The organism is Pseudomonas citri (genome assembly GCF_025336485.1).
Taxonomy (GTDB): Bacteria; Pseudomonadota; Gammaproteobacteria; order Pseudomonadales; family Pseudomonadaceae; genus Aquipseudomonas; species Aquipseudomonas citri.
The window spans coordinates 201,556-227,093 of sequence record NZ_JAODAB010000002.1; the positions used below are offsets into that span (position 1 = coordinate 201,556).

Below are 25,538 nucleotides of genomic sequence, written 5' to 3' on the forward strand. Positions count from 1 at the left end.
CGGGCGGATCGACGGCGAACGATGCTGATCAGGCTTTGATGATGTGCGTGGCCGGGATGCGGTATTTACCACGGCTGTCAATGATCAGTTTGGCCTTGGACTCGATCAACTCATAGTCGAACTTGTCATGGTCGGTCGCCAGGACGACTGCATCGAAGCTTGCCAGGTTCTCGGCAGTCAGCGGCTCGCTGTCCAGTTCGAAGTGATGCTCGCGCATTTTCGGGAATTGCGGCACATGTGGGTCGCTGTACGCGACGACACCGCCCTTGGCCTCGATGAGTTCCATGATCTCCACGGAGGGCGACTCACGCATGTCGTCGACGTTTTTCTTGTAGGCAATGCCCAATATCAGGATGCGGCTGCCCTTGAGCGCCTTGCCCGATTCGTTCAGGCCATCCATCAGCTTGTTTAACACGTACTCAGGCATCGCCTGGTTGACTTCACCGGACAGCTCGATGAAGCGGGTGTGCAGGCCGTATTCGCGCGCCTTCCAAGTCAGGTAAAAGGGATCGATTGGAATGCAGTGGCCGCCCAGGCCAGGGCCTGGGTAGTAAGGGGTGAAACCGAACGGCTTGGTTGCCGCGGCATCGACCACTTCGAAGATGTCGATACCCATGCGGTCGGCGACGATCTTCATTTCGTTGACCAGACCGATGTTCACCGCGCGATGGATGTTTTCCAGCAGCTTGGTCATCTCGGCAGCTTTGGTGGAGCTGACCCGTACAACCTGATCAATGGCTTGCTCGTACAGGGCAACACCGACTTCCAGGCATTTTGGCGTATGGCCACCGATGACCTTTGGAATGGTGCGGGTTTCGAAGTTCGGATTGCCCGGGTCCTCACGCTCTGGCGAGTAGACCAGAAAGATGTTCTCACCGACTACCAAGCCACCTTCCTGTACGCGTGGCAGCAACTCTTCTTCTGTCGTGCCAGGATAAGTGGTGCTTTCAAGAGAAACGACCTGCCCCGCCCTTAGGTAAGGTTTGATTGCATCAGTAGTATTTATCACGAAACTCATATCCGGCTCGCGATACTTATTTAACGGCGTAGGCACACAAAGAATCAGTGCATCGCATTCAGGCACCCGAGTAAAATCGGTAGTCGCTTCAAACCCACTTTGGCAAGCGACCTCAATTTTTTCGCCTGGAATGTGCTCAATGTAGCTCTTACCTGAATTCAACAGACTGACTTTTGAACTATCGATGTCGAGTCCAATCACTTTAAACCCAATCGCATTATAACGTAGCATCAAAGGCAGGCCGACGTATCCAAGACCGACGATACCGATAACGGCCTTTTTTTCTTTGAATTTGGCGACGCTCGCCTGCTTTATGCTCGACATCCAACTCTCCATTTAACTTTTCAAAATCATCTAATTGTTAGAGGCCTGATCCAGGCTCAGCTTCTACCATAACGGCTGCTAAAGCCCTTACCTACCTACGAGACTGACGCTGAGCGCTGTCATTTCATTCCTTTCGCGCTTCCAGACCTCGCAAATGGTACGGTGTCTACTCCCAAGCCTAACGCTCATCCCCAACGCCGCACGGTTTGTCGCCGACAACCGCTAGCACATGTTCACCACCAAGCCATCACAGACCGCCATTATGCCCGTTACGTAATAAAATGGCTTTCTCGGATTGTACATTCATGAGCGCCCAACTTGCTTTCATCGGTTTTTCATTAGCTAGCTTGGCTTTTTTGCCATCACTATAGCATCAATCACTGAGCGCCTGTGCATCAAGCAGCCCTCCTCCCCCTAGCAGCCTGGATGATAACTCTAATATCACTCATCGATCTCATTGGCAGCCCAATAACTCATCCTCGCTCCGATAGCGCTTGTTTCATCTATCAACAAAAAGCCCATCCTTACAAAGATAGTCTTTATAAAGACGGGCTCAAACATAGCTGCTCGACAACGATCATCGCAACAGGAATATCTAATTCTTACTGTTAATCATGCCAGCGACTCATTTCTCTTTGGTTCGACTTATAACAACTCGAATCAAAGCCATGAAACCACCTAACAAGCCCCCCATAATGACACCCAACAATAAGATCAACATTCTCCTTGGTTTAATCGGACTCTCCGGCACCTCAACACTACCATCCTGTCGATAAACCAAAATACGCTCAGGATCAATATTCAGCTTGCGGTAAAAGTTATAACGCATCTGCAAGGTTCGCAAATCAGATATAAATGCGTCATCAGAAGCCCTCGACTCCAGCGCATTGATCTCGGCAGCCAAAGCCTTACTACCCCGCTGATAATCCATTTTACTTGCAGCCTCAACAGTAATATCTACGGCTGCCGAGGAGTTTATTGTTGGTGTTGTCAAGCCAATCGCCTCGGCGATTTTTAATGCCTCTCGCAACTGCTGAATCCGATCCTCACGTACCCGCTGTGCGGTCTCACGCAAGCTCACGATTCGCTGTTCCAGGTTGCGAGCCTTCACGATCGCCTCAGTCGTGACGTTCTTGATCAGCTCCGACTCTGCCGCATCACTAGCACGCTGTACGTAAATCTTCGTCCATTCAGTGACACGAACAGGGTCACCACCCTGGACAGTCACCGAATAGCGGTCCGGCGTATCTTTTCCCGGCCCTTTGATCACCAACTCGCGAGAGAAGCGCTCGTATATGCGATCGAGCGCCCCTTCCCGCTGAGACTCGTCGAGAGAGGGAAGATAGACTTGATTAAAGAACGCTTGACGAAGAGATTCAGCTTGCAGGTTCCGAGCGAATACATCGTAAACATAATTAATGGAGTACGGTTCCAGCTCAGTGCTTTTCCCCCGCCCATAATTCAGCTCAGCAATACCATTCTGAGTAGGCGGCATAATGAAGAGCTTGGCTTCATAGACAGGCTTGCTGCGGAACGCATAGGCGGCTGCGCCAGCGGTGACCAAAAGAGTAATGATCAGGATCAGCCATTTCTGAGCCCACAACCCACGCGCAAGCGCAATCAGATCGATCTCATCGGCACTATTGGCTTCAATACGATTATTCTGCATCCATGACCTCGCTCCCTTTCTTCAACATTGCGTTTGCAGACAAACCATACGCATTAAAAGGCAAGACGGGCACGTCCCCGGCAGACACAGCGATAAAATGAATCAAATTAACTAAAGACAAAAATATACCCTAAGTCAGAAAAATTTTAGAAGCGATCCTTACTCCAAGACTACAGGGTTCAAACATCCATTATTTCAACCGCCGACGCATCCCCCAGGACCACACGAGCAAGGGCCCGATCATCATGCCGACGAGAAATGCCAGCAACACAAAAAACGAAACAGGAAGTTGCGGGGCTGACCAGCCCAGGAACAGCAGCGCGACAGGCTGATTATTCTCAAGCACGAACAACACGACAGCCGCCGCGACGAGCACGAAGGTTACGACAAGAGCCAAACGCTTAAAGTTCCACATGAAAACCTCTTTTTGGGAGCGCCTCGTCAAAGATCACCACCCTCCTCTTCTTCATTCACACGATCCCTAAGCTCCTTACCCGGCTTGAAATGAGGGACGAACTTCCCGTCAAGACTGACGGACTGCCCGGTCTTCGGATTACGCCCCACCCGCGGCGCACGGTAATGCAGGGAAAAGCTGCCGAAACCACGGATTTCAATACGATCCCCGGTCGCCAGGCATTGTGACATCTGCTCAAGCATGGTCTTGATAGCTAGCTCCACGTCCTTGGACGAGAGCAGCCCTTGATGGGTGACAATTCGCTCGATCAACTCCGACTTCGTCATGTTTTTCCCTTCTTTTTCAAGCAGCTAGGAAAATCGCTTCAAAGGTTTTAGCACGCCCGGAGGAATTTGAACAGCCTGAGTATTGACATACATCGCCAGCGCCTTGCCTGCCCCTTTTTCGTGCAGATCAAGAATTGTTCCTATCGGCACATAACCAGCATCGTGCGAGTCACATAACCTGCCGGATTGAAGCCAAAGGGGTATGGATCCTCATCCTTTGCATCATCAGATCGGGTAATCACTTTGTAGCCGGCACCCTTACATTCTTTCGCAGCGCGCTTGTAGCACCTCTCCCAGCCAGAGCCCAACCCTGAGCAGTCGATTTCAATACCACTGACGCCGCGCACAGCATGGGTTTTGGCGTTTGTGGAACAACCGGACAACATCAGCGAGAGCAACAGAAAGAAAATTTTGTTCATTCAAATCCTTCAAGCCAGAGACTCGACTCGACAACCACTTCAAGTCTAAGCGTAGCCCTCAAACAACCGACAACACACTTAATCAAGAGACAGCATTTTAGACAGATTGGTTTCAAAGCGAACCACTGACGGGTCGCGGCGCAGCCAAAAGATCCCGATAAATCAAAGCCAAAAAAAAGGGCGACCGAAGTCGCCCTTTTTTACAGAACGCCAGAACTTAGTTCTGCTTTTCCGCTTGTGCAGCACGCAGCAGATCACCCAGAGTGGTGGCTACTGGAGCATCCGAAGCAACTGGCTTGTCGCGCAGGCTCTGGATGGCTTCTTTCTCGTCTTCAACGTCTTTCGACTTGATCGAGAGCTGGATTACGCGGCTCTTGCGATCAACGCTGATGATCTTGGCTTCTACTTCTTCGCCTTCTTTCAGGACGTTGCGTGCGTCTTCAACGCGGTCACGGCTGATTTCGGAGGCTTTCAGAGTCGCTTCGATATCGTCGGCCAGGGTGATGATGGCGCCTTTGGCGTCAACTTCTTTCACGATGCCCTTAACGATTGCGCCTTTGTCGTTCTCTTGAACGTACTCGGAGAACGGATCGCTTTCCAGTTGCTTGATACCCAGGGAGATACGCTCGCGCTCTGGGTCAACCGACAGGATAACGGTGTCCAGCTCGTCGCCCTTCTTGAAGCGGCGGACAGCTTCTTCGCCCACTTCGTTCCAGGAGATGTCGGACAGGTGAACCAGACCGTCGATGCCGCCGTCCAGACCAATGAAGATACCGAAATCGGTGATCGACTTGATGGTGCCGGAGATCTTGTCGCCCTTGTTGAACTGGCCAGAGAAGTCTTCCCATGGGTTGGACTTGCACTGCTTGATGCCCAGGGAGATACGACGACGCTCTTCGTCGATGTCCAGAACCATGACTTCCACTTCGTCGCCGACTTGTACGACTTTCGAAGGGTGGATGTTCTTGTTGGTCCAGTCCATTTCCGAAACGTGTACCAGGCCTTCAACGCCTTCTTCCAGCTCAGCGAAGCAGCCGTAGTCAGTCAGGTTGGTTACACGAGCGGTAACACGAGTGCTTTCTGGGTAACGGGCTTTGATAGCAACCCACGGATCTTCACCCAGTTGCTTCAGACCCAGGGAAACACGATTGCGCTCGCGATCGTACTTCAGAACCTTGACATCGATCTCGTCGCCAACGTTGACGATTTCCGATGGATGCTTGATACGCTTCCAAGCCATGTCGGTGATGTGCAGCAGACCGTCGACGCCGCCCAGATCCACGAATGCGCCGTAGTCGGTGAGGTTCTTGACGATACCCTTGACCTGCTGGCCTTCCTGCAGCGATTCCAGCAGAGCTTCACGCTCGGCGGAGTTCTCGGCTTCCAGGACGCTGCGACGGGAAACGACAACGTTGTTGCGCTTCTGGTCCAGCTTGATGACCTTGAATTCCAGCTCTTTGCCTTCCAGGTGCGTGGTGTCGCGCACTGGACGGACGTCAACCAGGGAACCTGGCAGGAACGCACGGATGCCGTTAACGTCGACAGTGAAGCCGCCTTTAACCTTACCGTTGATAACGCCCTTGACCACTTCCTCAGCTGCGAAAGCCGCTTCCAGAACGATCCAGCATTCAGCGCGCTTGGCTTTTTCACGGGACAGCTTGGTTTCACCAAAGCCATCTTCAACCGAGTCCAGCGCAACGTGAACTTCGTCACCGACGTTGATGTTCAGCTCGCCAGCGTCGTTGTAGAACTGCTCAAGCGGGATGAGCGCTTCAGACTTCAGGCCAGCGTGAACGGTTACCCAGCGAGCTTGGTAATCGATATCAACGATAACACCGGTGATGATGGAGCCTGCCTGAAGGTTCAGGGTTTTCAGGCTTTCTTCAAAGAGTTCCGCAAAGCTTTCGCTCATTTTAATTCCTGTCGATTAGGGCGAAGAATACGCCCGCCTCCACACCCCAGACGGTGTGGGTTAGTTTCATATAAAGAAAGCACCGCAGGACTATGACTGGTCCCCTGCGAAGCTTCCGGGTCACCCGGCGATATCGCGAATGGCGATCTCGCTCATGATGCGTTGCAACACCTGCTCGATGGACAACTCCGTGGAATCCAGCTGTATCGCGTCGGCCGCCGGCTTGAGCGGGGCCACTGCGCGCTGGGTGTCACGCTCGTCGCGTGCACGAATCTCATCTAGCAGACTCGACAGACTAACATCCTCGCCTTTGCCCTTCAACTGCAAATAACGGCGGCGGGCCCGCTCCTCCGCGCTGGCGGTGAGAAAAATCTTCAGTGGCGCATCGGGGAACACCACGGTGCCCATGTCGCGACCATCGGCCACCAGCCCCGGCGCTTCCAGGAAAGCACGCTGGCGTTGCAGCAACGCTTCGCGCACCGCAGGCAGCGCAGCGACCTGGGAGGCACCGGCGCCCACGCTTTCGGTGCGGATGACATCGCTGACTTCATCGCCTTCCAGGATGATGCGTTGCAACTGGCCATCCGTCGCGGCGATGAACTGCACATCCAGATGCGCAGCCAGTGCCTTGAGCAGCTCTTCATTGGTCAGGTCGACGCCATGGTTGCCGGCGGCGAACGCCAGCAGACGATACAAGGCACCCGAATCGAGCAGGTTCCAGCCCAACTGCCTGGCCAGGATCCCGGCGACGGTACCCTTGCCCGAGCCGCTGGGACCATCGATGGTGATGACCGGCGCCTTGATGTTCACGACTGAGCCTCTTGTGCTACTCGGATACCGACCTGTGCGCACAGCGCCAGGAAGTTCGGGAACGACGTCGCGACGTTGGCGCAGTCATGGATGCGGATCGGCGCACTGGCGCGCAACGACGCGACACTGAAGGCCATGGCGATACGGTGGTCGCCATGCCCATGGACTTCGCCGCCACCGATCTGGCCGCCATCGATGATGATGCCGTCCGGGGTCGGTTCGCATTTGACACCCAGCGCCAACAAGCCGTCCGCCATGACCTGGATACGATCCGACTCCTTGACCCGCAGCTCCTCGGCCCCCGTCAGTACGGTCCGCCCTTCTGCACAGGCGGCCGCAACGAACAGCACCGGGAACTCGTCGATGGCCAGAGGAACCAGCGCCTCAGGAATCTCGATACCTTTGAGTTTAGCTGCTCGTACGCGCAGGTCCGCCACTGGCTCGCCACCGACTTCCCGCAGGTTTTCCAGGGTGATGTCGGCGCCCATCAGACGCAGGATATCGATCACACCGGTACGGGTCGGGTTGATGCCGACGTGTTCCAGCACCAGGTCGGAACCTTCGGCGATGGACGCAGCGACCAGGAAGAATGCGGACGAGGAAATATCGCCCGGTACTTCGATATGAGTAGCCGTCAGCTTGCTACCCGATTCAACGGACGCGGTGGCGCCATCGACGCTGACCGGGTAGCCAAAGCCACGCAGCATGCGCTCGGTGTGATCGCGAGTCGGGGCCGGCTCGGTGACGGTGGTCTTGCCTTCGGCGTAGAGACCGGCCAGCAGCAGGCAGGATTTTACCTGGGCGCTGGCCATCGGCATGGTGTAGGTCAGCCCCTTAAGCTTGTTGCCACCACGAATGGTCATAGGCGGACGACCGTCGGCCGCGGTCTCGATGACCGCACCCATTTCCCGCAACGGGTTGGCAACGCGATTCATCGGACGCTTGGACAGCGAGGCGTCGCCGGTCAGGGTGCTGTCGAAATCCTGCGCGGCCAGCAAGCCGGACAACAGGCGCATCGAGGTCCCGGAGTTGCCCAGGTAGATCGGACCCGGCGCCGGCTTGAGGCCGTGCAGGCCGACACCATGAATGGTCACGCGACCGTGATGAGGACCTTCGATGACCACGCCCATGTCACGAAACGCTTGCAGCGTCGCCAGGGCGTCTTCGCCCTCGAGGAAGCCTTCCACTTCGGTCACGCCTTCGGCCAGGGAGCCAAGCATGATCGAACGGTGGGAAATCGATTTATCGCCTGGTACACGAATACGCCCACTCAGGGAGCCACCAGGTTGTGCCAGGAAAATCAGATCGTTGGAGTTCATAGCGTCCACATAGGCCCGACGGGCCAGGATTTTACTGAAATGCTCGCGGGCCACCCTGGCGCGTGTGAAAACGCCCAGCAATTGGTGCCCGTCCCCAGCATCGACCGCGTCGCGCAAGGCGTCGAGATCGCTGCGAAATGTATCGAGTGTGCGCAGGACAGCCTCACGGTTGGCGAGAAAGATGTCGTGCCACATGACCGGGTCGCTTCCGGCGATTCTCGTGAAATCGCGGAAGCCGCCGGCAGCGTAACGGAAGATCTCAAGATTTTCATTGCGTTTGGCCAATGAGTCCACCAGGCCGAACGCCAACAGATGCGGCAAATGACTGGTGGCAGCCAGGACTTCGTCGTGGCGCTCGACCTGCATGTGCTCGACGTCGGCACCCAGCTCGCGCCACAGACGGTCCACCACCGCCAGCGCAGCGGCGTCGGTCTGGGCCAACGGTGTCAAGATCACCTTGTGGCGACGAAACAACTCGGCATTGGACGCTTCCACGCCACTCTGCTCGGAGCCGGCAATCGGATGCCCCGGCACGAACCGCGCAGGCATCGCACCGAAGGCCTCGCAGGCCGCACGCACGACATTGCCCTTGGCACTGCCAACGTCCGTGAGGATCGCCTGCCCAAGGTCCATGGTCGCCAGGCGCGCCAGCAACTTCTCCATGGCCAGGATCGGCACCGCCAGCTGGATCACGTCGGCCCCCTGGCAGGCGATCGCCAGGTCATCCTCGCAACGATCCACCACGCCCAGTTCCACTGCCAGCTTGCGCGATTGCGGATCCAGGTCGACACCGATCACTTCACGACACAGACCACTTTCGCGCAGGCCCTTGGCAAACGAACCACCGATCAATCCCAGGCCGACCACCACCAGGCGACCGATCATAGGGACAGCAGGTTGCAGCGAAGTGACATCAACCACGAGCCAGGACCTTGCTCAACGCCTCGAGGAAACGGCTGTTTTCCGCCGGTAGGCCGATGGTCACGCGCAGGTGGTTGGGCATGCCGTAGTTGGCCACCGGGCGCACGATCACGCCCTCGCGCAGCAACCCCTGGAACACCGGTGCCGCAACGCGCCCGACGTCGACGCAGATGAAGTTGCCTTTCGATGGAATCCAACTCAAGCCCAGCTCACGGAACCCGGCTTCGAGCTGCTGCATGCCGGCCTCGTTCAAGCGACGGCTTTCAGCCAGGTACGCGTCATCCTGCAACGCCGCGCAGGCAGCGGCCAAGGCAAAGCTGTTGACGTTGAACGGCTGGCGCACGCGGTTGAGCACGTCAGCCACCACGGCGGTGGACAAACCGTAGCCGACCCGCAGCGACGCCAGGCCATAGGCCTTGGAGAACGTGCGCGACACCAGCAGGTTCGGGTAGGCAGCAAGGAAATCCAGGCCATCGGGCAAGTCGCTGCCTTCGGCGTATTCGATGTAGGCCTCGTCCAGCACCACCAGCACGTGCTCGGGCACGTCCTGCAGGAAATCATCCAGCGCCTGGGCATCGAACCAGGTGCCGGTCGGATTATTCGGATTGGCAATGAAGACCACACGGGTGCTGGCGTCGATTGCGGCCAGCATGGCCGGCAGATCGTGCCCCCAGTCCTTGGCTGGAACCACATGGGCATCGGCGCCGACGGCCTGGGTGGCGATCGGATAAACCGCGAACGCGTGCTCGCTGAACACCGCGTTGAGGCCCGGTGCCAGATAGGCGCGCGCCACCAGTTCGAGAATGTCGTTGGAGCCGTTACCCAGGGTCACCTGGCTCAGCTCGACGCCACAGCGCTCGGCCAACAGGCTTTTCAACGCAAACCCATTGCCATCGGGGTAACGGGTCAGCGCGGTCAGTTCGTCACGGATGGCTGCCAGAGCCTTGGGACTCGGGCCCAGCGGGTTTTCGTTGCTCGCCAACTTGACGATGCTGGCCGGATCCAGGTCCAGCTCACGGGCCAGTTCGTCCACAGGCTTGCCTGGAACGTAAGGCGAGAGTTGTTGCACGCCTGGCTGGGCCAGGGCGAGGAAGTTGCCACTCATTTGCTATCCGCCCTTAAAGAACTGCCTTGGGGTAGGAACCCAGCACCTTGAGTGCCACCGCTTCCTGACTAATTTTCTCCAGCACACCTTTTACCAGCGGATCGCGGTGGTGGCCGACGAAATCGATGAAGAACACGTAGGTCCATTTACCGCTGCGCGACGGACGGGTCTCGATTCGCGTCAGGTCGATACCGTTGTCGTGGAACGGCACCAGCAGCTCATGGAGCGCACCCGGCTTGTTGCTCATCGACACGATGATCGAGGTCTTGTCATCACCGGTCGGTGGCACTTCCTGGTTGCCGATCATCAGGAACCGCGTGGAGTTGTCCGGACGGTCTTCGATTTTCTCGGCCAGGCGAGTCAGCCCGTAGAGGCCGGCCGCCATGTCACCGGCAATCGCCGCCGAGTTCCACTCACCCTTGACCCGCTTGGCCGCCTCGGCATTGCTCGATACCGCCACGCGTTCGACGTTCGGGTAATGGGCGTCCAGCCACTTACGGCACTGGGCCAGCGATTGGGCGTGGGAATAGATCCGGCTGATACTATCGGTCTTGGTGTTCTCGCCCACCAACAGATGGTGGTGGATGCGCAGCTCGACTTCGCCGCAGATCACCATGTCGTGTTCCAGGAAGCTGTCCAGCGTGTGGTTGACCGCGCCTTCGGTGGAGTTTTCCACCGGCACCACGCCAAAATTCACCGCGCCGGCCGCCACTTCGCGGAAGACTTCGTCGATGGCCGCCATCGGCTTGCTGATCACCGCATGGCCGAAATGCTTCAGGGCAGCGGCCTGGGTGAAAGTGCCTTCCGGGCCCAGGTAGGCGACTTTCAGCGGTTGCTCGAGCGCCAGGCACGAGGACATGACTTCGCGAAACAGCCGCGCCATCTCTTCGTTGCTCAACGGCCCCTTGTTGCGCTCCATGACCCGCTTGAGCACCTGGGCTTCACGCTCGGGGCGATAAAACACTGGCACTTCGCCTTCGGCCAGGGAGGCCATCTTCACCCGGGCGACTTCCTGGGCGCAGCGCGCGCGCTCGCTGATCAACTCCAGGACTTTCTCGTCCAGGGCGTCGATGCGCAGGCGCAGCGCCTTGAGTTCTTGCTCAGACATCAGCCATGTTCCTTCTCGAACTCTGCCATGTAGGCGACCAACGCATTGACGGCGTTGATGTCGACGGCGTTGTAGATGGAAGCGCGCATGCCGCCCACCGAACGATGCCCCTTGAGATTCAACAGGCCACGTTCGTCGGCACCGGCCAGGAACGGCTTGTCGAGACGGTCGTCGGCCAGGCGGAACGGCACGTTCATCCACGAGCGATCGCTCTTGTTGATCGGGTTGCTGTACAGGCCGCTGGCGTCGATGAAGTCATACAGCGTGCGCTGCTTCACTTCGTTGAGCTTGGCGATGGCCTCGACGCCACCCTGCTCTTTCAACCACTCGAACACCAGGCCGGACAGGTACCAGGCCAGGGTTGGCGGCGTGTTGTACATCGAGCCGTTGTCCGCCGCGACCTTGTAGTTGAGCATGGTCGGGCACAGGGAACGGGCGCGGCCCAGCAGGTCCTCGCGAATGATGCTGACCAGGATGCCGCTCGGGCCGATGTTCTTTTGTGCGCCGGCGTAGATCATACCGAAGCGGGAGATGTCTACCGGACGCGACAGGATATCGGAGGACATGTCGGCGACCAGCGGCACGTCGCCGGTTTCCGGGATCCAGTTGAATTCCAGGCCACCGATGGTCTCGTTCGGCGCGTAGTGAACGTAGGCCGCGTCCTTGGACAGGTTCCATTCGTTCTGGCCGGGAATGGCGAAATAGTCGTAGGGCTTGGCGGAAGCGGCGACGTTGACGCGACCGTAGCGCGAAGCCTCCTCGATGGCTTTCTGCGACCAGATGCCGGTGTCGATGTAGTCGGCCTGGCCGTTCTCCGGCAGCAGATTCAGCGGGATCTGGGCGAATTGCTGGCTGGCGCCGCCCTGCAGGAACAGCACCTTGTAATTGGACGGGATGTTCAGCAGATCACGCAGGTCCTGCTCGGCCTTGGTGGCGATGGACACGAACTCATCGCTGCGATGGCTCATTTCCATCACGGACAGGCCCTTGCCATGCCAGTCGAGAAGTTCGCCCTGGGCACGTTTCAGGACCGCTTCAGGCAGCGCCGCCGGGCCGGCACAGAAGTTATAGGCTCTCTTGCTCACATCCAATCTCGCTCTGATCTGGGGGTTCACGCAATTAATACGGTATCAGGTGGTGCGCACTGTGGGAGCAAGGCTTGCCCGCGATGGCTGACCGACATTCAACATTGATATTGACTGATCTATCGCTATCGCGGGCAAGCCTTGCCTCCACAAAGGTGTCATTCGATATAAAGCTTTCAAAAGGGACAAACAACAAGGGGGCGAATCTTCATCCGCCCCCTGCGCGTCCGCTTAGTCCTGCGGTTCTTCTTCGTCTGCGGCGGCGTCGAGCGGTTGATCGTCGATCACGTCGTCGACATCCGCACCGATGGCGCCATCGAATGCCGCGCCTTCGTCGCCTCCCAGCTCCTCGCCTTCGACTTCCGATGGCTCCTGCACCCGCTCAAGCCCTACCAGCGTCTCGTCGTTGGCCAGTTTGATCAGGGTTACGCCCTGCGTGTTACGGCCTAGGCTGGACACTTCGTCGACGCGTGTACGCACCAGGGTGCCCTGGTCGGAGATCAGCATGATTTCCTCGCCGTCGAGCACCTGGACAGCACCCACCAAGCGACCGTTACGTTCGTTGCTGACCATGGCGATCACGCCCTGACCGCCGCGCTTGTACTCGGGGAATTCGCTGATGGCGGTGCGCTTGCCGTAGCCACGCTCCGAAGCGGTGAGGATCTGGCTGCCTTCTTCCGGGATCAGCATGGAAATCAGCTTCTGGCCTTCCGGCAGGCGCATACCACGCACACCGCGAGCAGTACGCCCCATGGCACGAACGTCGGACTCCTTGAAGCGGGTCACCTTGCCACCGTCGGAGAACAGCATGACTTCGCGCTCGCCATCGGTAATGGCTGCGGAGATCAGTACGTCGCCCTCATCCAGCTCCAGGGCGATCAGGCCGACACTGCGCTGACGACTGAAGGATTCCAGCGGGGTCTTCTTCACAGTGCCGTTGGCGGTCGCCATGAAGATGTAGTGGCCTTCGGTGTACTCCTCGACCGGCAACATGGCGGTGATGTACTCACCCTCGTCCAGCGGCAGCAGGTTGACCAGCGGACGACCGCGCGCAGCACGCGATGCCTCGGGGATTTCATAGGTCTTGAGCCAGTACACCTTGCCTTTGCTGGAGAACAGCAGCAGCGTGGTGTGGCTGTTGGCAACCAGCAGGTGGGCGATGTAGTCCTCGTCCTTGACACCGGTAGCCGACTTGCCTTTGCCGCCGCGACGCTGGGCCTGATAGGCAGCCAGCGGTTGGGTCTTGGCGTAGCCACCGTGGGAAATGGTCACCACGCGGTCTTCTTCCGGGATCATGTCACCCAGGGTCAGGTCCAGGCGCGCATCGAGGATCTCGGTGCGGCGCACGTCGCCGTATTCGGCGCGGATCACTTCCAGCTCTTCGCGGATCACTTCCATCAGGCGCGTGGCGCTGTTGAGGATGCGGATCAGCTCGCCAATCTGGTTGAGGATCTCCTGGTACTCGGCCAGCAGCTTCTCGTGCTCCAGGCCGGTCAGACGGTGCAGGCGCAGCTCCAGGATGGCTTGCGCCTGTTCCGGGGACAGGAAGTACTTGCCGTCGCGCAGGCCATATTGCGGGTCGAGGTTTTCCGGACGGCACGAATCGGCGCCAGCGCGCTCGACCATGGTCATCACCGCGCTGGACTCCCAAGGCGTGCTGACCAGCGCTTCCTTGGCTTCCGATGGCGTTGGCGAGGCCTTGATCAGGGCGATGACCGGGTCGATGTTCGACAGGGCTACGGCCTGGCCTTCGAGGATGTGACCACGTTCACGAGCCTTGCGCAGCTCGAACACGGTGCGGCGGGTCACCACTTCGCGACGGTGACGCACGAAGGCTTCCAGCAGGTCCTTGAGGTTCAGGATCCGCGGACGGCCGTCGATCAGCGCAACGATGTTGATGCCGAATACGCTTTGCAGCTGGGTCTGGGCGTAGAGGTTGTTGAGGATCACCTCAGGCACTTCGCCACGACGCAGCTCGATCACCACACGCATGCCGTCCTTGTCGGACTCGTCCCGCAGCTCGGTGATGCCTTCGAGCTTCTTCTCTTTCACCAGTTCGGCGATCTTCTCGATCAGGCGAGCCTTGTTCAGCTGGTACGGCAGTTCGGTGATGACGATCTGCTGGCGACCACCGACCTTGTCGATGTCTTCGACCGTCGAGCGAGCACGCATGTAGATGCGGCCGCGACCAGTGCGGTAGGCCTCGATGATGCCGGCGCGACCGTTGATGATCGCGGCGGTCGGGAAGTCCGGGCCGGGGATGTACTGCATCAATTCATCGACGGTCAGCTCGGGATTGTCGATGAGGGCCAGGCAACCGTCGATGACTTCACCGAGGTTGTGCGGCGGGATGTTGGTCGCCATGCCCACGGCGATACCGCTGGAACCGTTGACCAGCAGGTTCGGGATACGGGTCGGCATGACCGCTGGGATCATTTCGGTGCCGTCGTAGTTCGGCACCCAGTCCACGGTTTCCTTGTGCAGGTCGGCCAGCAGCTCATGGGCCAGCTTGGTCATGCGTACTTCGGTGTATCGCATGGCCGCGGCGTTGTCGCCGTCCACCGAACCGAAGTTGCCCTGGCCGTCTACCAGCAGGTAACGCAGGGAGAAGGGTTGCGCCATGCGAACGATGGTGTCGTACACGGCAGTGTCGCCGTGGGGGTGATACTTACCGATCACGTCACCGACGACACGGGCGGACTTCTTGTACGGCTTGTTGAAGTCGTTGCCCAGTTCGCTCATCGCGTACAGCACGCGCCGGTGCACGGGCTTCAAGCCATCGCGCGCATCCGGCAGCGCCCGCCCGACGATCACGCTCATTGCGTAGTCGAGGTAGGACTGTTTCAGCTCGTCTTCGATATTGACCGGGAGGATTTCTTTGGCCAGTTCGCCCATGAGAAGCCTGATTCCTTTTTCTGGTGAAACCTCGTCACATCCAGATGGGACGAACGAAGCTCGCCGCCGCCGGACAAGTGCCGTGCAGCGACTTACGACAAATCAACGAGTTATGCCATGGATCTGCGCAGTAAAGGCCACCTCGCGAGGCGGCCTTGGAAACCGCCGGATGTTATCACAAGAGCCGCCACGCACCTATCCCCCAGATGCGCATGGAGCATAGTTAGTGGACCGGTGACAGGCTGATAGAGGACGAGAGAGGCTCAGAAGCGTTGCGGGTGGAGATTCAGGGGGCAAAATGCACGTATTAGCTGCTTGTAAGGACCTATTGGCGAGCAAGCCCCTCCTATCCGCTGATGGCCCCAATCCTAAAAGCCCTCAATGCAACCGCTTGCGGCACATCAATTGGGCGATTTTCGCGGTATCAGGCCGTTCGATGACGCCCTTTTCCGTGACAATCGCGTCGATCAGATCCGCAGGGGTGACATCGAATGCCGGATTGAACACCTCTACATCCACCCCGACCTGCTGGCCGCCGATCTCCAGTAGCTCGCGCGCATCGCACTCTTCGATAACGACGTCGTCACCGCAGGCCAGGTCCATGTCGATGGTGGAACTCGGCGCCACCACCATGAAGCGTACACCGTGATGCATGGCGCAGACCGCCAGTTGATAGGTACCGATGCTGCTCGCCACGTCGCCATTGGCGGTGATGCGGTCGGCGCCGACGATGACCCAGGTCACACCCTTGGCCTTCATGATGTGGGCCGCGGCGGAATCGGCGCCGAGGGTCACCGCCATCCCGTCACGGGCCAACTCCCATGCAGTCAGGCGCATCCCTTGCAGCAATGGACGGGTTTCGTTGACATAGACGCGCTCGACCATGCCGTCGAGGTAGGCGCCACGAATCACCCCCAGGGCCGTACCGAAGCCCCCCGTAGCCAGGGCACCAGCGTTGCCGTGGGTCAGGATGGCCTGGGCGTTGCCCTGGTGCCTGCGGATCAGATCGACGCCAAGCTGGGCCATGGTCAGGTTGGCTTCACGGTCGCTCTCATGGATGGCGAGCGCTTCGGCTTCGAGGCTCGCCAGGGGCTCGGCATGCTCCCTGGAGCGCTCCAGGCGATCACGCATCCGCTCCAACGCCCAGACGACACTCGTCGCCGGCCAGACGTCCGCCAACGCAGTGAAATCCGCTTCCAGCGCCGCCGGCCAGTCACCGCCCGCAGCCATCCTGGCTCGTGCCGCCAGGACCACGCCATAGGCCACGACAATGCCGATGACCGGTGCTCCCCGCACCACCTTCGAGCCAATGGCATCAACCACCGCAGCCACGCCGGCACAGGCGATCCAGCGCTCCTCGAATGGCAAGGCGCGCTGATCAAGCAGGTACAGGACGCCATCACGCCAATCGATGGCTTTCACCTTCTCCGCAGCCAACAATCGATCGCGCATCCCTCACCCCGCACTCATGAACAAAAGCCGCCGATTATAGCGATCCCTCCGCGAAGACGCTCGGGTATACTTCGCCACTCTTTATAACCCATGGAACCGCTCCACGATGCCCAAGCCTGCCATTGCGCTCGACTTATTATTGCTGCCGAGCTGGTTGGTGCCTGTCGAACCCGCCGGCGTGGTTCTCAAGGATCATGGCCTGGGCATTCGCGATGACTGCATCGTGTTCATCGGTCCCCGGGCAGAGGCCCTGAAGTGCGACGCGGCGCAGGTCCGTGAATTGCCCGGCATGTTACTCAGCCCAGGCCTGGTCAATGCCCATGGCCATGCGGCGATGAGCCTGTTCCGCGGCCTGGCCGACGACCTGCCCCTGATGACCTGGCTTGAACAACACATCTGGCCGGCCGAGGGCAAATGGGTCGACGAACAGTTCGTGAGCGATGGCACCGACCTGGCGATCGCCGAGCAAATAAAGGGCGGCATCACCTGCTTCTCCGACATGTATTTCTATCCCAAGGTTGCCAGCGAGCGCGTCCATAACAGTGGCGTGCGCGCGCAAATCGCCATTCCCATCCTGGACTTCCCGATCCCCGGCGCCGCCAGCGCCGACGAAGCGATCCGCCAGGGCATCGAATTGTTTGGCGACCTCAAGCACCATCCCCGGATCAAAGTCGCCTTCGGCCCGCACGCGCCGTACACGGTGGGCGACGAAAACCTGGAGAAAATCCGCGTGATCGCCGAGGAGCTGGACGCGGCGATCCACATGCATGTTCATGAAACCGCCCAGGAAGTCCAACAGGCACAGGATACGACTGGCGAGCGACCGCTGGCGCGCCTGGGTCGGCTTGGCTTGCTGGGACCACGTTTTCAGGCCGTGCACATGACTCAAATCAGCGCCGAAGACCAGGCCTTGCTGGTAGAAAGCAACTGCAACGTCATCCACTGCCCGGAATCGAACCTGAAGCTGGCCAGCGGATTCTGCCCGGTGGAGCGTTTGTGGCAGGCCGGCGTCAACGTGGCGGTCGGCACTGACGGTGCAGCCAGCAACAATGACCTCGATCTGCTCGGCGAGACCCGCACCGCTGCCCTGCTGGCCAAGGCCGTTGCCGGTTCGGCCACCGCCCTGGATGCGCACCGCGCGTTGCGCATGGCGACGCTCAATGGTGCGCGGGCGCTGGGTATCGAGACGACCGTCGGCTCACTGGAAGTCGGCAAGGCCGCCGACCTGGTGGCCTTCGACCTGACGGGGCTGGCGCAGCAACCGATTCACGACCCGGTGTCGCAGTTGATCTATGCCACCGGCCGCGATTGCGTGAAACACCTGTGGGTAGCCGGCAAGCCATTGCTGGAGGATGGACGGCTGACCCGCCTGGACGAAACACAATTGATTGCCACGGCCCAGGCCTGGGGTCGTCGCATCGGCGGCCATCACGAATAACCAAACCCCTTGAGCCACGGCTCGGGAACATGATTTTTCAAGCTTTTCGAGGATCTGCACATGAGCAACGTCGACCACGCCGAAATCGCCAAGTTCGAAGCCCTGGCCCATCGCTGGTGGGACCGTGAAAGCGAGTTCAAACCGCTGCATGACATCAACCCGCTGCGGGTCAACTGGATCGACGAACGGGTCAACCTGGCCGGCAAGAAGGTGCTCGACGTCGGCTGCGGCGGCGGCATCCTCAGCGAAGCCATGGCCCAGCGCGGGGCGACGGTGACAGGCATCGACATGGGCGAAGCGCCATTGGCAGTCGCCCAGTTGCATCAACTGGAGTCCGGCGTCAACGTCGAGTACCGGCAGATCACCGCCGAAGCCCTGGCTGAGGAAATGCCCGGCCAGTTCGACGTGGTCACGTGCCTGGAAATGCTCGAACACGTGCCGGATCCGTCATCGGTCATCCGCGCGTGCTTTCGCATGGTCAAACCGGGCGGCCAGGTATTTTTCTCCACCATCAACCGCAACCCCAAGGCCTATCTGTTCGCGATCATCGGTGCCGAATACATCATGAAGCTGTTGCCGCGTGGCACCCACGACTTCAAGAAATTCATCCGTCCGTCCGAGCTGGGCGCCTGGAGCCGCGCCGCCGGGCTGACCGTCAAGGACATCATCGGCTTGACCTACAACCCGCTGACCAAGCATTACAAGCTGGCGGCCGATGTCGATGTCGATGTCAACTACATGATCCAGACCCTGCGCGAGGAATAAATCGATGCGTCTCAAAGCGGTTCTCTTCGACATGGACGGCACGTTGCTCGATACCGCGCCGGACTTCATCGCCATCTGCCAGGCCATGCGCGCCGACCGCGGCTTGCCGCCGATGAATACCCAGCACATCCGCGACGAGATTTCCGGTGGCGCACGGGCGATGGTCGCGGTGACCTTTTCCATGGATCCGGAATCGCCGGGCTTCGAGGAACTGCGCCAGGAGTTCCTCGAACGCTACCTCAAGGCCTGCGCGGTCCACAGCCACCTGTTCGACGGCATGGCCGAGGTGCTGGCCGATATCGAGGCGGCGAACCTGATCTGGGGCGTGGTCACCAACAAACCGGTGCGCTTCGCCGAACCGATCATGCAGCAACTGGGCCTGGCCGAACGCTCGAAGGTGCTGATCTGCCCCGACCACGTCAAAAACAGCAAGCCCGATCCGGAACCGCTGCTGCTGGCCTGCAAGATGCTCGACCTGGACCCGGCCAGCGTGCTGTTCGTGGGCGACGACCTGCGGGACATCGAGTCTGGTCGCAGTGCCGGCACCAAGACCTGCGCAGTGACCTATGGCTACATTCACCCCGACGACAACCCCAGGCACTGGGGCGCGGACGTGGTGATCGATCACCCATCGGCGCTACGCGAAGTGCTGGACAACGCGTTGTGCAGTTGCTGAGTTGACGTCGGAGATACCGCTCTGTGGCCCGAGGATTCATAGGATTCATAGGATTCATAGGATTCATGGGATTCAAGCTGTGGGAGCAAAGCTTGCTCGCGAAACAGGCGACTCGGTTTCCGAGGGACCACGTCACCTTCATCGCGAGCAAGCCTTGCTCCCACAGGAAGTTCACATAGCCACAACAGCGCATCACCCCGCACCTGTTTTGTTTCGTGAGGTTTTATATGTTTGATTATTCCGCCCGCCCCGACCTTCTCCAGGGCCGGGTCATCCTGGTCACCGGTGCCGGTCGCGGTATCGGCGCCGCCGCCGCGAAAGCCTATGCCGCCCACGGCGCAACCGTATTGCTGCTGGGCAAGACCGAAGCCAACCTGACCCAGGTCTACGATGAAATCGAGGCAGCTGGCTATCCGCAACCGGCGGTGATCCCGTTCAACCTCGAAACGGCCCTGCCCCATCAATACGATGAGCTGGCGGCCATGATCGAGACCGAGTTCGGTCATCTCGATGGCTTGCTGCACAACGCTTCGATCATCGGTCCACGCACGCCGCTGGAGCAATTGTCCGGCGAGAACTTCATGCGCGTGATGCAGGTCAACGTCAACGCAATGTTCATGCTCACCAGCACCTTGCTGCCGCTGCTCAAGCTATCCAAGGATGCGTCCGTGGTGTTCACCTCCAGCAGCGTCGGCCGCAAGGGCCGTGCGTACTGGGGCGCCTATGGCGTCTCCAAGTTCGCCACCGAAGGATTGATGCAGACCCTGGCCGACGAAGTCGACACCGTCGCCTCGGTACGCGCCAACAGCGTCAACCCGGGCGCCACCCGCACCAGCATGCGCGCCCAGGCCTACCCCGGGGAAAACCCGCTCAACAACCCGACGCCCGAAGAGATCATGCCGGTCTACCTGTATCTCATGGGCCCGGACAGCACTGGCGTGAACGGCCAGGCCTTCAACGCCCAATAATGGGTTTTTCCGGTGTCGCGACATTTTACCGTCGCGACACCGGTGTTCTTCGACATCCAGCCAGGCGAAGCGCCAACTCCATGTCGCCACCTCCCCCGTGACAGTCATCAACCCATTGGTTTTCGGTCATTTTTATGCAAATGACCGACATGGCACGACTTTCGCTCTAGCTCCCCTCAACACGCTAAATTCGACCGGTAACGGACACTGAGACGAGAACGACGCTTGAGAAAGAAAGCGGACTAAACTCAAATCAGACGTCCTACGGGACTGAAGGATCAGTACGACGCGCAGCCCAAAGCCGCCACACCCAGCCTGTCAGGAAAGATCCAGCTCAGGGGCACACGCCAAATGAAAACGCCCACCCAGGCCAGTACGATTGACTTCGATAGCGCCAAATTGCAGCGCTTGGGTTTCAACCAGCCGTCGCCACTCGCGGCACGCTCAACCAGCCTGGCGCAAGTGCGCCAGCAGCTCGTTCAACAATTGCAGACCAGCCTGGAGCCACAACGGATCCTCGGCCTGTTTTTCCGAGAGGCTCAGCGAGTCGTCCCCCTGGACGCCTTGACCTATCAACACAAACCCAGCGACCTGCGCCTGGAATTCGGGCAGCGGGGGCATCACACCCTCAGCTACAACCTCAGCCATGAGGCAGAGCATCTGGGCGAACTGGTGTTGCGCCGCAATCAGCGCTTTACCGAATCAGAGCAGGGCGACCTCGAATCCGTGATGTCGACGCTGCTGTACCCCTTGCGCAACGCGCTGCTCTATCGGGCCGCCACCCAAGGCGCCCTGCGCGACCCGCTGACAGGTGCGGGCAATCACATCGCCATGGACCAGACACTGGAACGGGAAATCGACATGGCCAAGCGGCATATGCAGCCGTTGTCGGTCCTGATGCTCGATATCGATCATTTCAAGCGTATCAATGAACGCCACGGGCACGGCGTCGGCGACGAAGTGCTCAAGGCCGTTACCGAATCGATCAAGAGCCCTTTGCGCAACGTGGACATGGTCTTCAGGTTCGGCGGTGAAGAATTCCTGGTCCTGCTGGCCAACACCAGCCGGGATGCGGCGGCGATCGTTGGCGAACGACTTCGTTACGCCGCCCAGACACAGGATTATTTTGCAGGCGGCACGAGGATTGAACTGACGGTCAGCCTGGGTTGCGCGACGCTGTTGCCGGGAGAGTCGGCGCAGAGCCTGTTGCGCAGGGCCGACAGCGCACTGTACGTGGCCAAGCGTGAAGGGCGAAACCGATTGGAAATGGCAGGTTGAAGACAACTGGAACGCGCAAGACACCGAGTCCTTAGTAAGCGAGCCTGCTCGCGATGACAGCCTGACAGTCACCTCCCCGTGACTGTAGAACCCTCTCACCAGCGGACTCGCCCCCACATCCGGTGCTTATGCGCAGCGGCGCAAATCAGCTCCCGGCGAGCGCCAGACGCTCACGGCTGGATGTTTTACTGACCGTTTCCGAGTGTTCCAGCTGCATGCAGCGCTCCAGGAACAGGTACATGTAGTCATAGCTCTTGCACACCGCCTGGCGCAGTTCCGTCTGCAGGGCCTTGCTCGGGTTCATGCCAGCCAATGTGCAGATGATTTCCAACGCTTCCCAAGGATGGGCATCGTCGTACTGGGCGTGCATCTTCAGCCATTTCATGGCCCGCTTGCGATCGTCATCGGCAAACGCCGCCGCATAGACGCCAGTGGAACATACCAGCGCCGACCACTCCCCGGTCGCGCCCTCGATGGCATAGTTGGTCGCGGCGATGGCCACGATCAGCGAGTCCGACGAGCTGGTATGCCAGCACCAGTGGCTCAGCGCATGAAGCTCGGGCGGCACGTGCTGCGCTTGCAGGTCTTCCAGGGTCACGCCGTGGGCAGCGCTCCAGTTCACCCAGTAGTCGGCGTGGTTGAGTTCGACACGAATGTTGCGCATCAGCCAGCGACGGGCCATGTCCTCGCCGGGGTGGCGGGCAAAGCGGGTCTTGGTGAGATTCTGTGCCATGTACAAAGCGAACTGTTCAACGACCGGCCAACCACCAATGAGGTAGTGACGCATGGTCTTGGCGCTGAGCTTGTTATCGCGCATGCGTTGATACAGCTCATGTTCGACAACCCGGCGCTTGCTCTCGCGGCAATCGGCAATGAGCTGCTGCGCCCATTGCGGATAGCTGGTGGCGTCCATGAGCGGGCCTGTTCGGTTGAATGTGTCGATCACTGTCGGGCTCCTTTTGATTGTGATTTTACGGATCAACAAGAGGTTCAGCGGAACGTGCTGGGGGCCTTGAACAACAGCGGTTGCGGCCGGGCCGGCCTGCATTGCAACGTGTCACAGGTAAACAATTGCGGGCGCTCGATCACGTACCCCTGAGCGTAATCCACTCCGATCTCGAGCAATGCCTGCTCGATCTGGGTCGTTTCAACGAACTCGGCAATGGTGCGCTTACCCATGACATGGCCGATATGATTGATCACCTCGACCATTGCACGGTTAATCGGGTCGTCCAGCATGTCCTTTACGAAACTCCCATCGATCTTGAGGAAGTCTACAGGTAAATGTTTCAAGTAAGCGAACGAAGACATTCCGGCGCAAAAATCATCCAGCGAAAAGTAACAACCCAAGCTCTTGAGTTCATTGATAAAGCGGATCGCGCTGCCTAAATTCGCAATAGCGCTGGTTTCGGTTATTTCAAAACAAATCATTTCCGCTGGAATCGAATAAGCCGCGAACTGTTTACGCAGGAAATCGAGAAACGCCTGATCTCCTATAGTGGTGCCTGACAGATTGATCGCACACATGGCCAGGGGCACCTGTGGCGACTCATCCAGGCATTGGCGGATGATCCTGAATACGTTCTCCACCACCCAACGGTCCAGCGATGTCATCAGGCCATAGCGCTCCGCCGCGGGAATGAAGCTGTCCGGCAGGATCATCCGCCCGGCTTCATCGTGCAACCGCAACAGGATCTCAACATGCCCACCGCCGTGCTCACCCGGCGCCAGCGCAGCGATTTCCTGGGCATAGAGACAGAAGCGATTGTCCTCCAGCGCCATGTGCAAGCGCTGGACCCAGGCCATTTCGCCGAACCGCAGGGACAACTCCGAGTCGTCGGCGTGGTAGACCTGAACCCGGTTGCGACCTTTTTCCTTGGCCATGTAGCACGCCATATCGGCGGCTCGCAGGGACGCTTCCAGGGTCGTCGGGGTCTGGGCGACATGCACCAGGCCAATGCTCACCGTGGTCACGAAAGGTCGACCCTTCCATACAAAATGCAGATTCTGCACGGTCTGGCGCAGCCCTTCGGCGATTTTCTCGGCGGCCTCTGGCGAACAGTTTTCCAGCAAGATGCCGAACTCGTCCCCACCGAGCCGGGCCAGGGTGTCGTTTTCCCGCAGCCCCGATTGCAACAGGGCACAGATGTGTCGCAACAACTCGTCACCGGCGGCATGACCACTGGTGTCGTTGACCAGTTTGAATTGATCCAGGTCGAGAAACATCAAGGCATGGCGGCCAGACTGGCGCGTGAGGTTGTGCAAGGCCTGCTCCAGGCGATACTCGAACTCACGGCGATTGGCCAGGCCAGTCAAGGCATCATGGGTAGCCTGCCACGACAGGTTGGCGATGTATTGGCGTTCCTGGGTCATGTCGTGCAGCACCAGCACCGCGCCACTGACTTTGCCGGCGTGGCGGATCGGCGCGCCCACCAGCGTGACGGATACGGTGCTGCCGTCCAGGCGCTGGATCAACTTGGAGTGCTCGCTGCCACCACTGAGGCGACCGCTGAGGATGTGTTCGATCAGGGTCAGCCCTTCGGACTGGGCATTGTCGTCGAGCAGATTGAACAGCGCGGCAAGGGGCAAGCCTGTCGCATGCTCGGCCTTCCAGTGGGTCATCGCTTCGGCGGCGGGGTTCATGTAGGCAATGGCCCCCTCCACGTCGGTGGTGATCACCCCGTCACCGATCGATTGCAGCGTGATCTGCGCCCGCTCCTTCTCCAACTGCAACGCATTGGCGAACACCTGCCGCTGGGCCAGCAATTTATGGGTGCGCAACAGGGCCAGTGCGATCAGCCCCAGGGCCGTGGCGAAGTTGGTCACCAGCAGCAGCCGCAGGATAAAGCGCGATCCTTCGCCCAGCGCATCGCTGAAGGCCTTGGCGGCCGGGGTGACCGAATCGTTGATGGCGAAGATCTGTGCCTTCCAACCCCGGATATCGGTTTCCGACGCCTCGCCCGCGGCAATGCTGGCGTGCATCTGCCGGGCGACGTTATCCAGCTCGATGAGGTAGCCGTCACCCACCGTCCACAGGTCGATGGCTTCTTCCAGATAACTGAAATGGCGAAAATTCAGGTAGAGCCAGATCAGGCTGGCCACGTCATCGGGGTGGTTGCCGCCCTGGAGAATGCCCGCCTTGGCGGCCGCCAGGTCCGGCGGCTCACGGTCCAGCGCCACACGAAGGTCGTGCCCCCCCTCAGGGACGGCGATGGCTTGCCGGTACTTGCGAAAAATCGCCTCATCACGGCTGTCGGCATAGAGATTGAGGTAATAGATGGCGTCTTTCTGGCCTTTGGACCAGAGGCTTTCCCCAGCCACATAGCCGCGGACCGCGGACAACACATAAAGGCTGACGCCCCCCAGCAACGCCTGGAATAGCACCACGGCAATAAAGGGCCAGACGATGCCCAGCAGCCGTGGAGTTGCGAAAGTCTGCTTGCGCTTCATGAAGTCCCTTGCACAGGTATTGCTGGATGAACACCCACTACAATTCCACCCCTGAATCCACAGCCTAGGCTAGTTTTCACCCATACGAATGACGGGATGAACGGATCCACAGTTTTCAGGAGGATTTGGGGAAGAAACGGGGGTGTTTGCCTGCTTTTTTTCGGATACTTAGCGCAGAAAAGCGC

General features: G+C 59.2%; 20 protein-coding genes. 5 read left to right on the plus strand and 15 right to left on the minus strand.

Going from position 1 to position 25,538, the window contains the following annotated elements:
* Positions 1 to 28: 28 nt before the first annotated feature.
* The 13 genes from wbpA to mtnA form a co-directional block, all read right to left on the minus strand.
* The gene (wbpA, locus tag N4Q37_RS03145) at positions 29 to 1,342 is read right to left on the minus strand and encodes a UDP-N-acetyl-D-glucosamine 6-dehydrogenase (protein WP_260955235.1); all 1,314 of its coding nucleotides are present in this window, start codon (positions 1,340 to 1,342) and stop codon (positions 29 to 31) included.
* Positions 1,343 to 1,967: 625 nt separating this feature from the next.
* Positions 1,968 to 3,011 carry an LPS O-antigen chain length determinant protein WzzB gene (locus N4Q37_RS03150; protein ID WP_260955236.1) on the minus strand — a complete coding sequence of 348 codons (1,044 nt, stop codon included), beginning with the start codon at positions 3,009 to 3,011 and terminating at the stop codon, positions 1,968 to 1,970.
* Between the two features lie 190 nt (positions 3,012 to 3,201).
* A complete protein-coding gene (locus N4Q37_RS03155) occupies positions 3,202 to 3,426 on the minus strand; it encodes a LapA family protein (RefSeq protein ID WP_260955238.1) in 225 nt (74 codons plus the stop codon).
* Positions 3,427 to 3,452: 26 nt separating this feature from the next.
* Positions 3,453 to 3,752 carry an integration host factor subunit beta gene (ihfB, locus tag N4Q37_RS03160; protein ID WP_260955240.1) on the minus strand — a complete coding sequence of 100 codons (300 nt, stop codon included), beginning with the start codon at positions 3,750 to 3,752 and terminating at the stop codon, positions 3,453 to 3,455.
* A gap of 140 nt (positions 3,753 to 3,892) precedes the next feature.
* The gene (locus N4Q37_RS03165) at positions 3,893 to 4,171 is read right to left on the minus strand and encodes a hypothetical protein (protein WP_260955242.1); all 279 of its coding nucleotides are present in this window, start codon (positions 4,169 to 4,171) and stop codon (positions 3,893 to 3,895) included.
* Between the two features lie 217 nt (positions 4,172 to 4,388).
* Positions 4,389 to 6,083 carry a 30S ribosomal protein S1 gene (gene rpsA, locus N4Q37_RS03170; protein WP_024778729.1) on the minus strand — a complete coding sequence of 565 codons (1,695 nt, stop codon included), beginning with the start codon at positions 6,081 to 6,083 and terminating at the stop codon, positions 4,389 to 4,391.
* A 120-nt stretch (positions 6,084 to 6,203) separates the two neighbouring features.
* Positions 6,204 to 6,893 (minus strand): (d)CMP kinase, encoded by a 690-nt coding sequence (gene cmk, locus N4Q37_RS03175; RefSeq protein ID WP_260955249.1) that lies wholly within the window; start codon positions 6,891 to 6,893, stop codon positions 6,204 to 6,206.
* Positions 6,890 to 9,097, minus strand: coding sequence for a bifunctional prephenate dehydrogenase/3-phosphoshikimate 1-carboxyvinyltransferase (locus N4Q37_RS03180; protein WP_260955637.1), 2,208 nt, complete (start codon positions 9,095 to 9,097; stop codon positions 6,890 to 6,892). Before N4Q37_RS03180 ends, cmk begins: the two co-directional genes overlap by 4 nt.
* Before the next feature lie 28 nt (positions 9,098 to 9,125).
* Complete coding sequence (hisC, locus tag N4Q37_RS03185) at positions 9,126 to 10,238, minus strand: histidinol-phosphate transaminase (protein ID WP_260955251.1); 1,113 nt, start codon at positions 10,236 to 10,238, stop codon at positions 9,126 to 9,128.
* Between the two features lie 13 nt (positions 10,239 to 10,251).
* Entirely contained in the window at positions 10,252 to 11,346 is a 1,095-nt protein-coding gene (pheA, locus tag N4Q37_RS03190) for a prephenate dehydratase (RefSeq protein WP_053146538.1), read from the minus strand.
* Positions 11,346 to 12,431, minus strand: coding sequence for a 3-phosphoserine/phosphohydroxythreonine transaminase (serC, locus tag N4Q37_RS03195; protein ID WP_260955255.1), 1,086 nt, complete (start codon positions 12,429 to 12,431; stop codon positions 11,346 to 11,348). The genes pheA and serC overlap by 1 nt, the downstream gene beginning before the upstream one ends.
* Positions 12,432 to 12,662: 231 nt before the next feature.
* Positions 12,663 to 15,326 (minus strand): DNA gyrase subunit A, encoded by a 2,664-nt coding sequence (gyrA, locus tag N4Q37_RS03200; protein WP_260955257.1) that lies wholly within the window; start codon positions 15,324 to 15,326, stop codon positions 12,663 to 12,665.
* 378 nt (positions 15,327 to 15,704) lie between these two features.
* On the minus strand, positions 15,705 to 16,778 hold the full coding sequence (gene mtnA, locus N4Q37_RS03205; RefSeq protein ID WP_260955259.1) for an S-methyl-5-thioribose-1-phosphate isomerase: 1,074 nt from the start codon (positions 16,776 to 16,778) through the stop codon (positions 15,705 to 15,707).
* A gap of 106 nt (positions 16,779 to 16,884) precedes the next feature.
* Between mtnA and N4Q37_RS03210 the strand changes: the two genes are divergently transcribed.
* The 5 genes from N4Q37_RS03210 to N4Q37_RS03230 all read left to right on the plus strand — a co-directional run bounded on the left by N4Q37_RS03210 (position 16,885) and on the right by N4Q37_RS03230 (position 21,903).
* Entirely contained in the window at positions 16,885 to 18,216 is a 1,332-nt protein-coding gene (locus N4Q37_RS03210) for a TRZ/ATZ family hydrolase (protein ID WP_260955260.1), read from the plus strand.
* Between the two features lie 60 nt (positions 18,217 to 18,276).
* A complete protein-coding gene (ubiG, locus tag N4Q37_RS03215; protein WP_260955262.1) occupies positions 18,277 to 18,981 on the plus strand; it encodes a bifunctional 2-polyprenyl-6-hydroxyphenol methylase/3-demethylubiquinol 3-O-methyltransferase UbiG in 705 nt (234 codons plus the stop codon).
* A 4-nt stretch (positions 18,982 to 18,985) separates the two neighbouring features.
* Positions 18,986 to 19,657, plus strand: coding sequence for an N-acetylmuramic acid 6-phosphate phosphatase MupP (mupP, locus tag N4Q37_RS03220; RefSeq protein WP_260955264.1), 672 nt, complete (start codon positions 18,986 to 18,988; stop codon positions 19,655 to 19,657).
* Positions 19,658 to 19,884: 227 nt separating this feature from the next.
* Positions 19,885 to 20,625 (plus strand): YciK family oxidoreductase, encoded by a 741-nt coding sequence (locus tag N4Q37_RS03225; protein WP_260955265.1) that lies wholly within the window; start codon positions 19,885 to 19,887, stop codon positions 20,623 to 20,625.
* 351 nt (positions 20,626 to 20,976) lie between these two features.
* Positions 20,977 to 21,903 (plus strand): GGDEF domain-containing protein, encoded by a 927-nt coding sequence (locus N4Q37_RS03230; RefSeq protein ID WP_260955267.1) that lies wholly within the window; start codon positions 20,977 to 20,979, stop codon positions 21,901 to 21,903.
* Positions 21,904 to 22,048: 145 nt separating this feature from the next.
* Here the strand turns inward: N4Q37_RS03230 and N4Q37_RS03235 are convergent, their stop codons facing one another.
* Both N4Q37_RS03235 and N4Q37_RS03240 read right to left on the minus strand, forming a co-directional pair.
* A complete protein-coding gene (locus N4Q37_RS03235; RefSeq protein WP_390897888.1) occupies positions 22,049 to 22,816 on the minus strand; it encodes a TenA family transcriptional regulator in 768 nt (255 codons plus the stop codon).
* Positions 22,817 to 22,893: 77 nt separating this feature from the next.
* A complete protein-coding gene (locus N4Q37_RS03240) occupies positions 22,894 to 25,353 on the minus strand; it encodes an EAL domain-containing protein (RefSeq protein ID WP_260955270.1) in 2,460 nt (819 codons plus the stop codon).
* Positions 25,354 to 25,538: the final 185 nt, after the last annotated feature.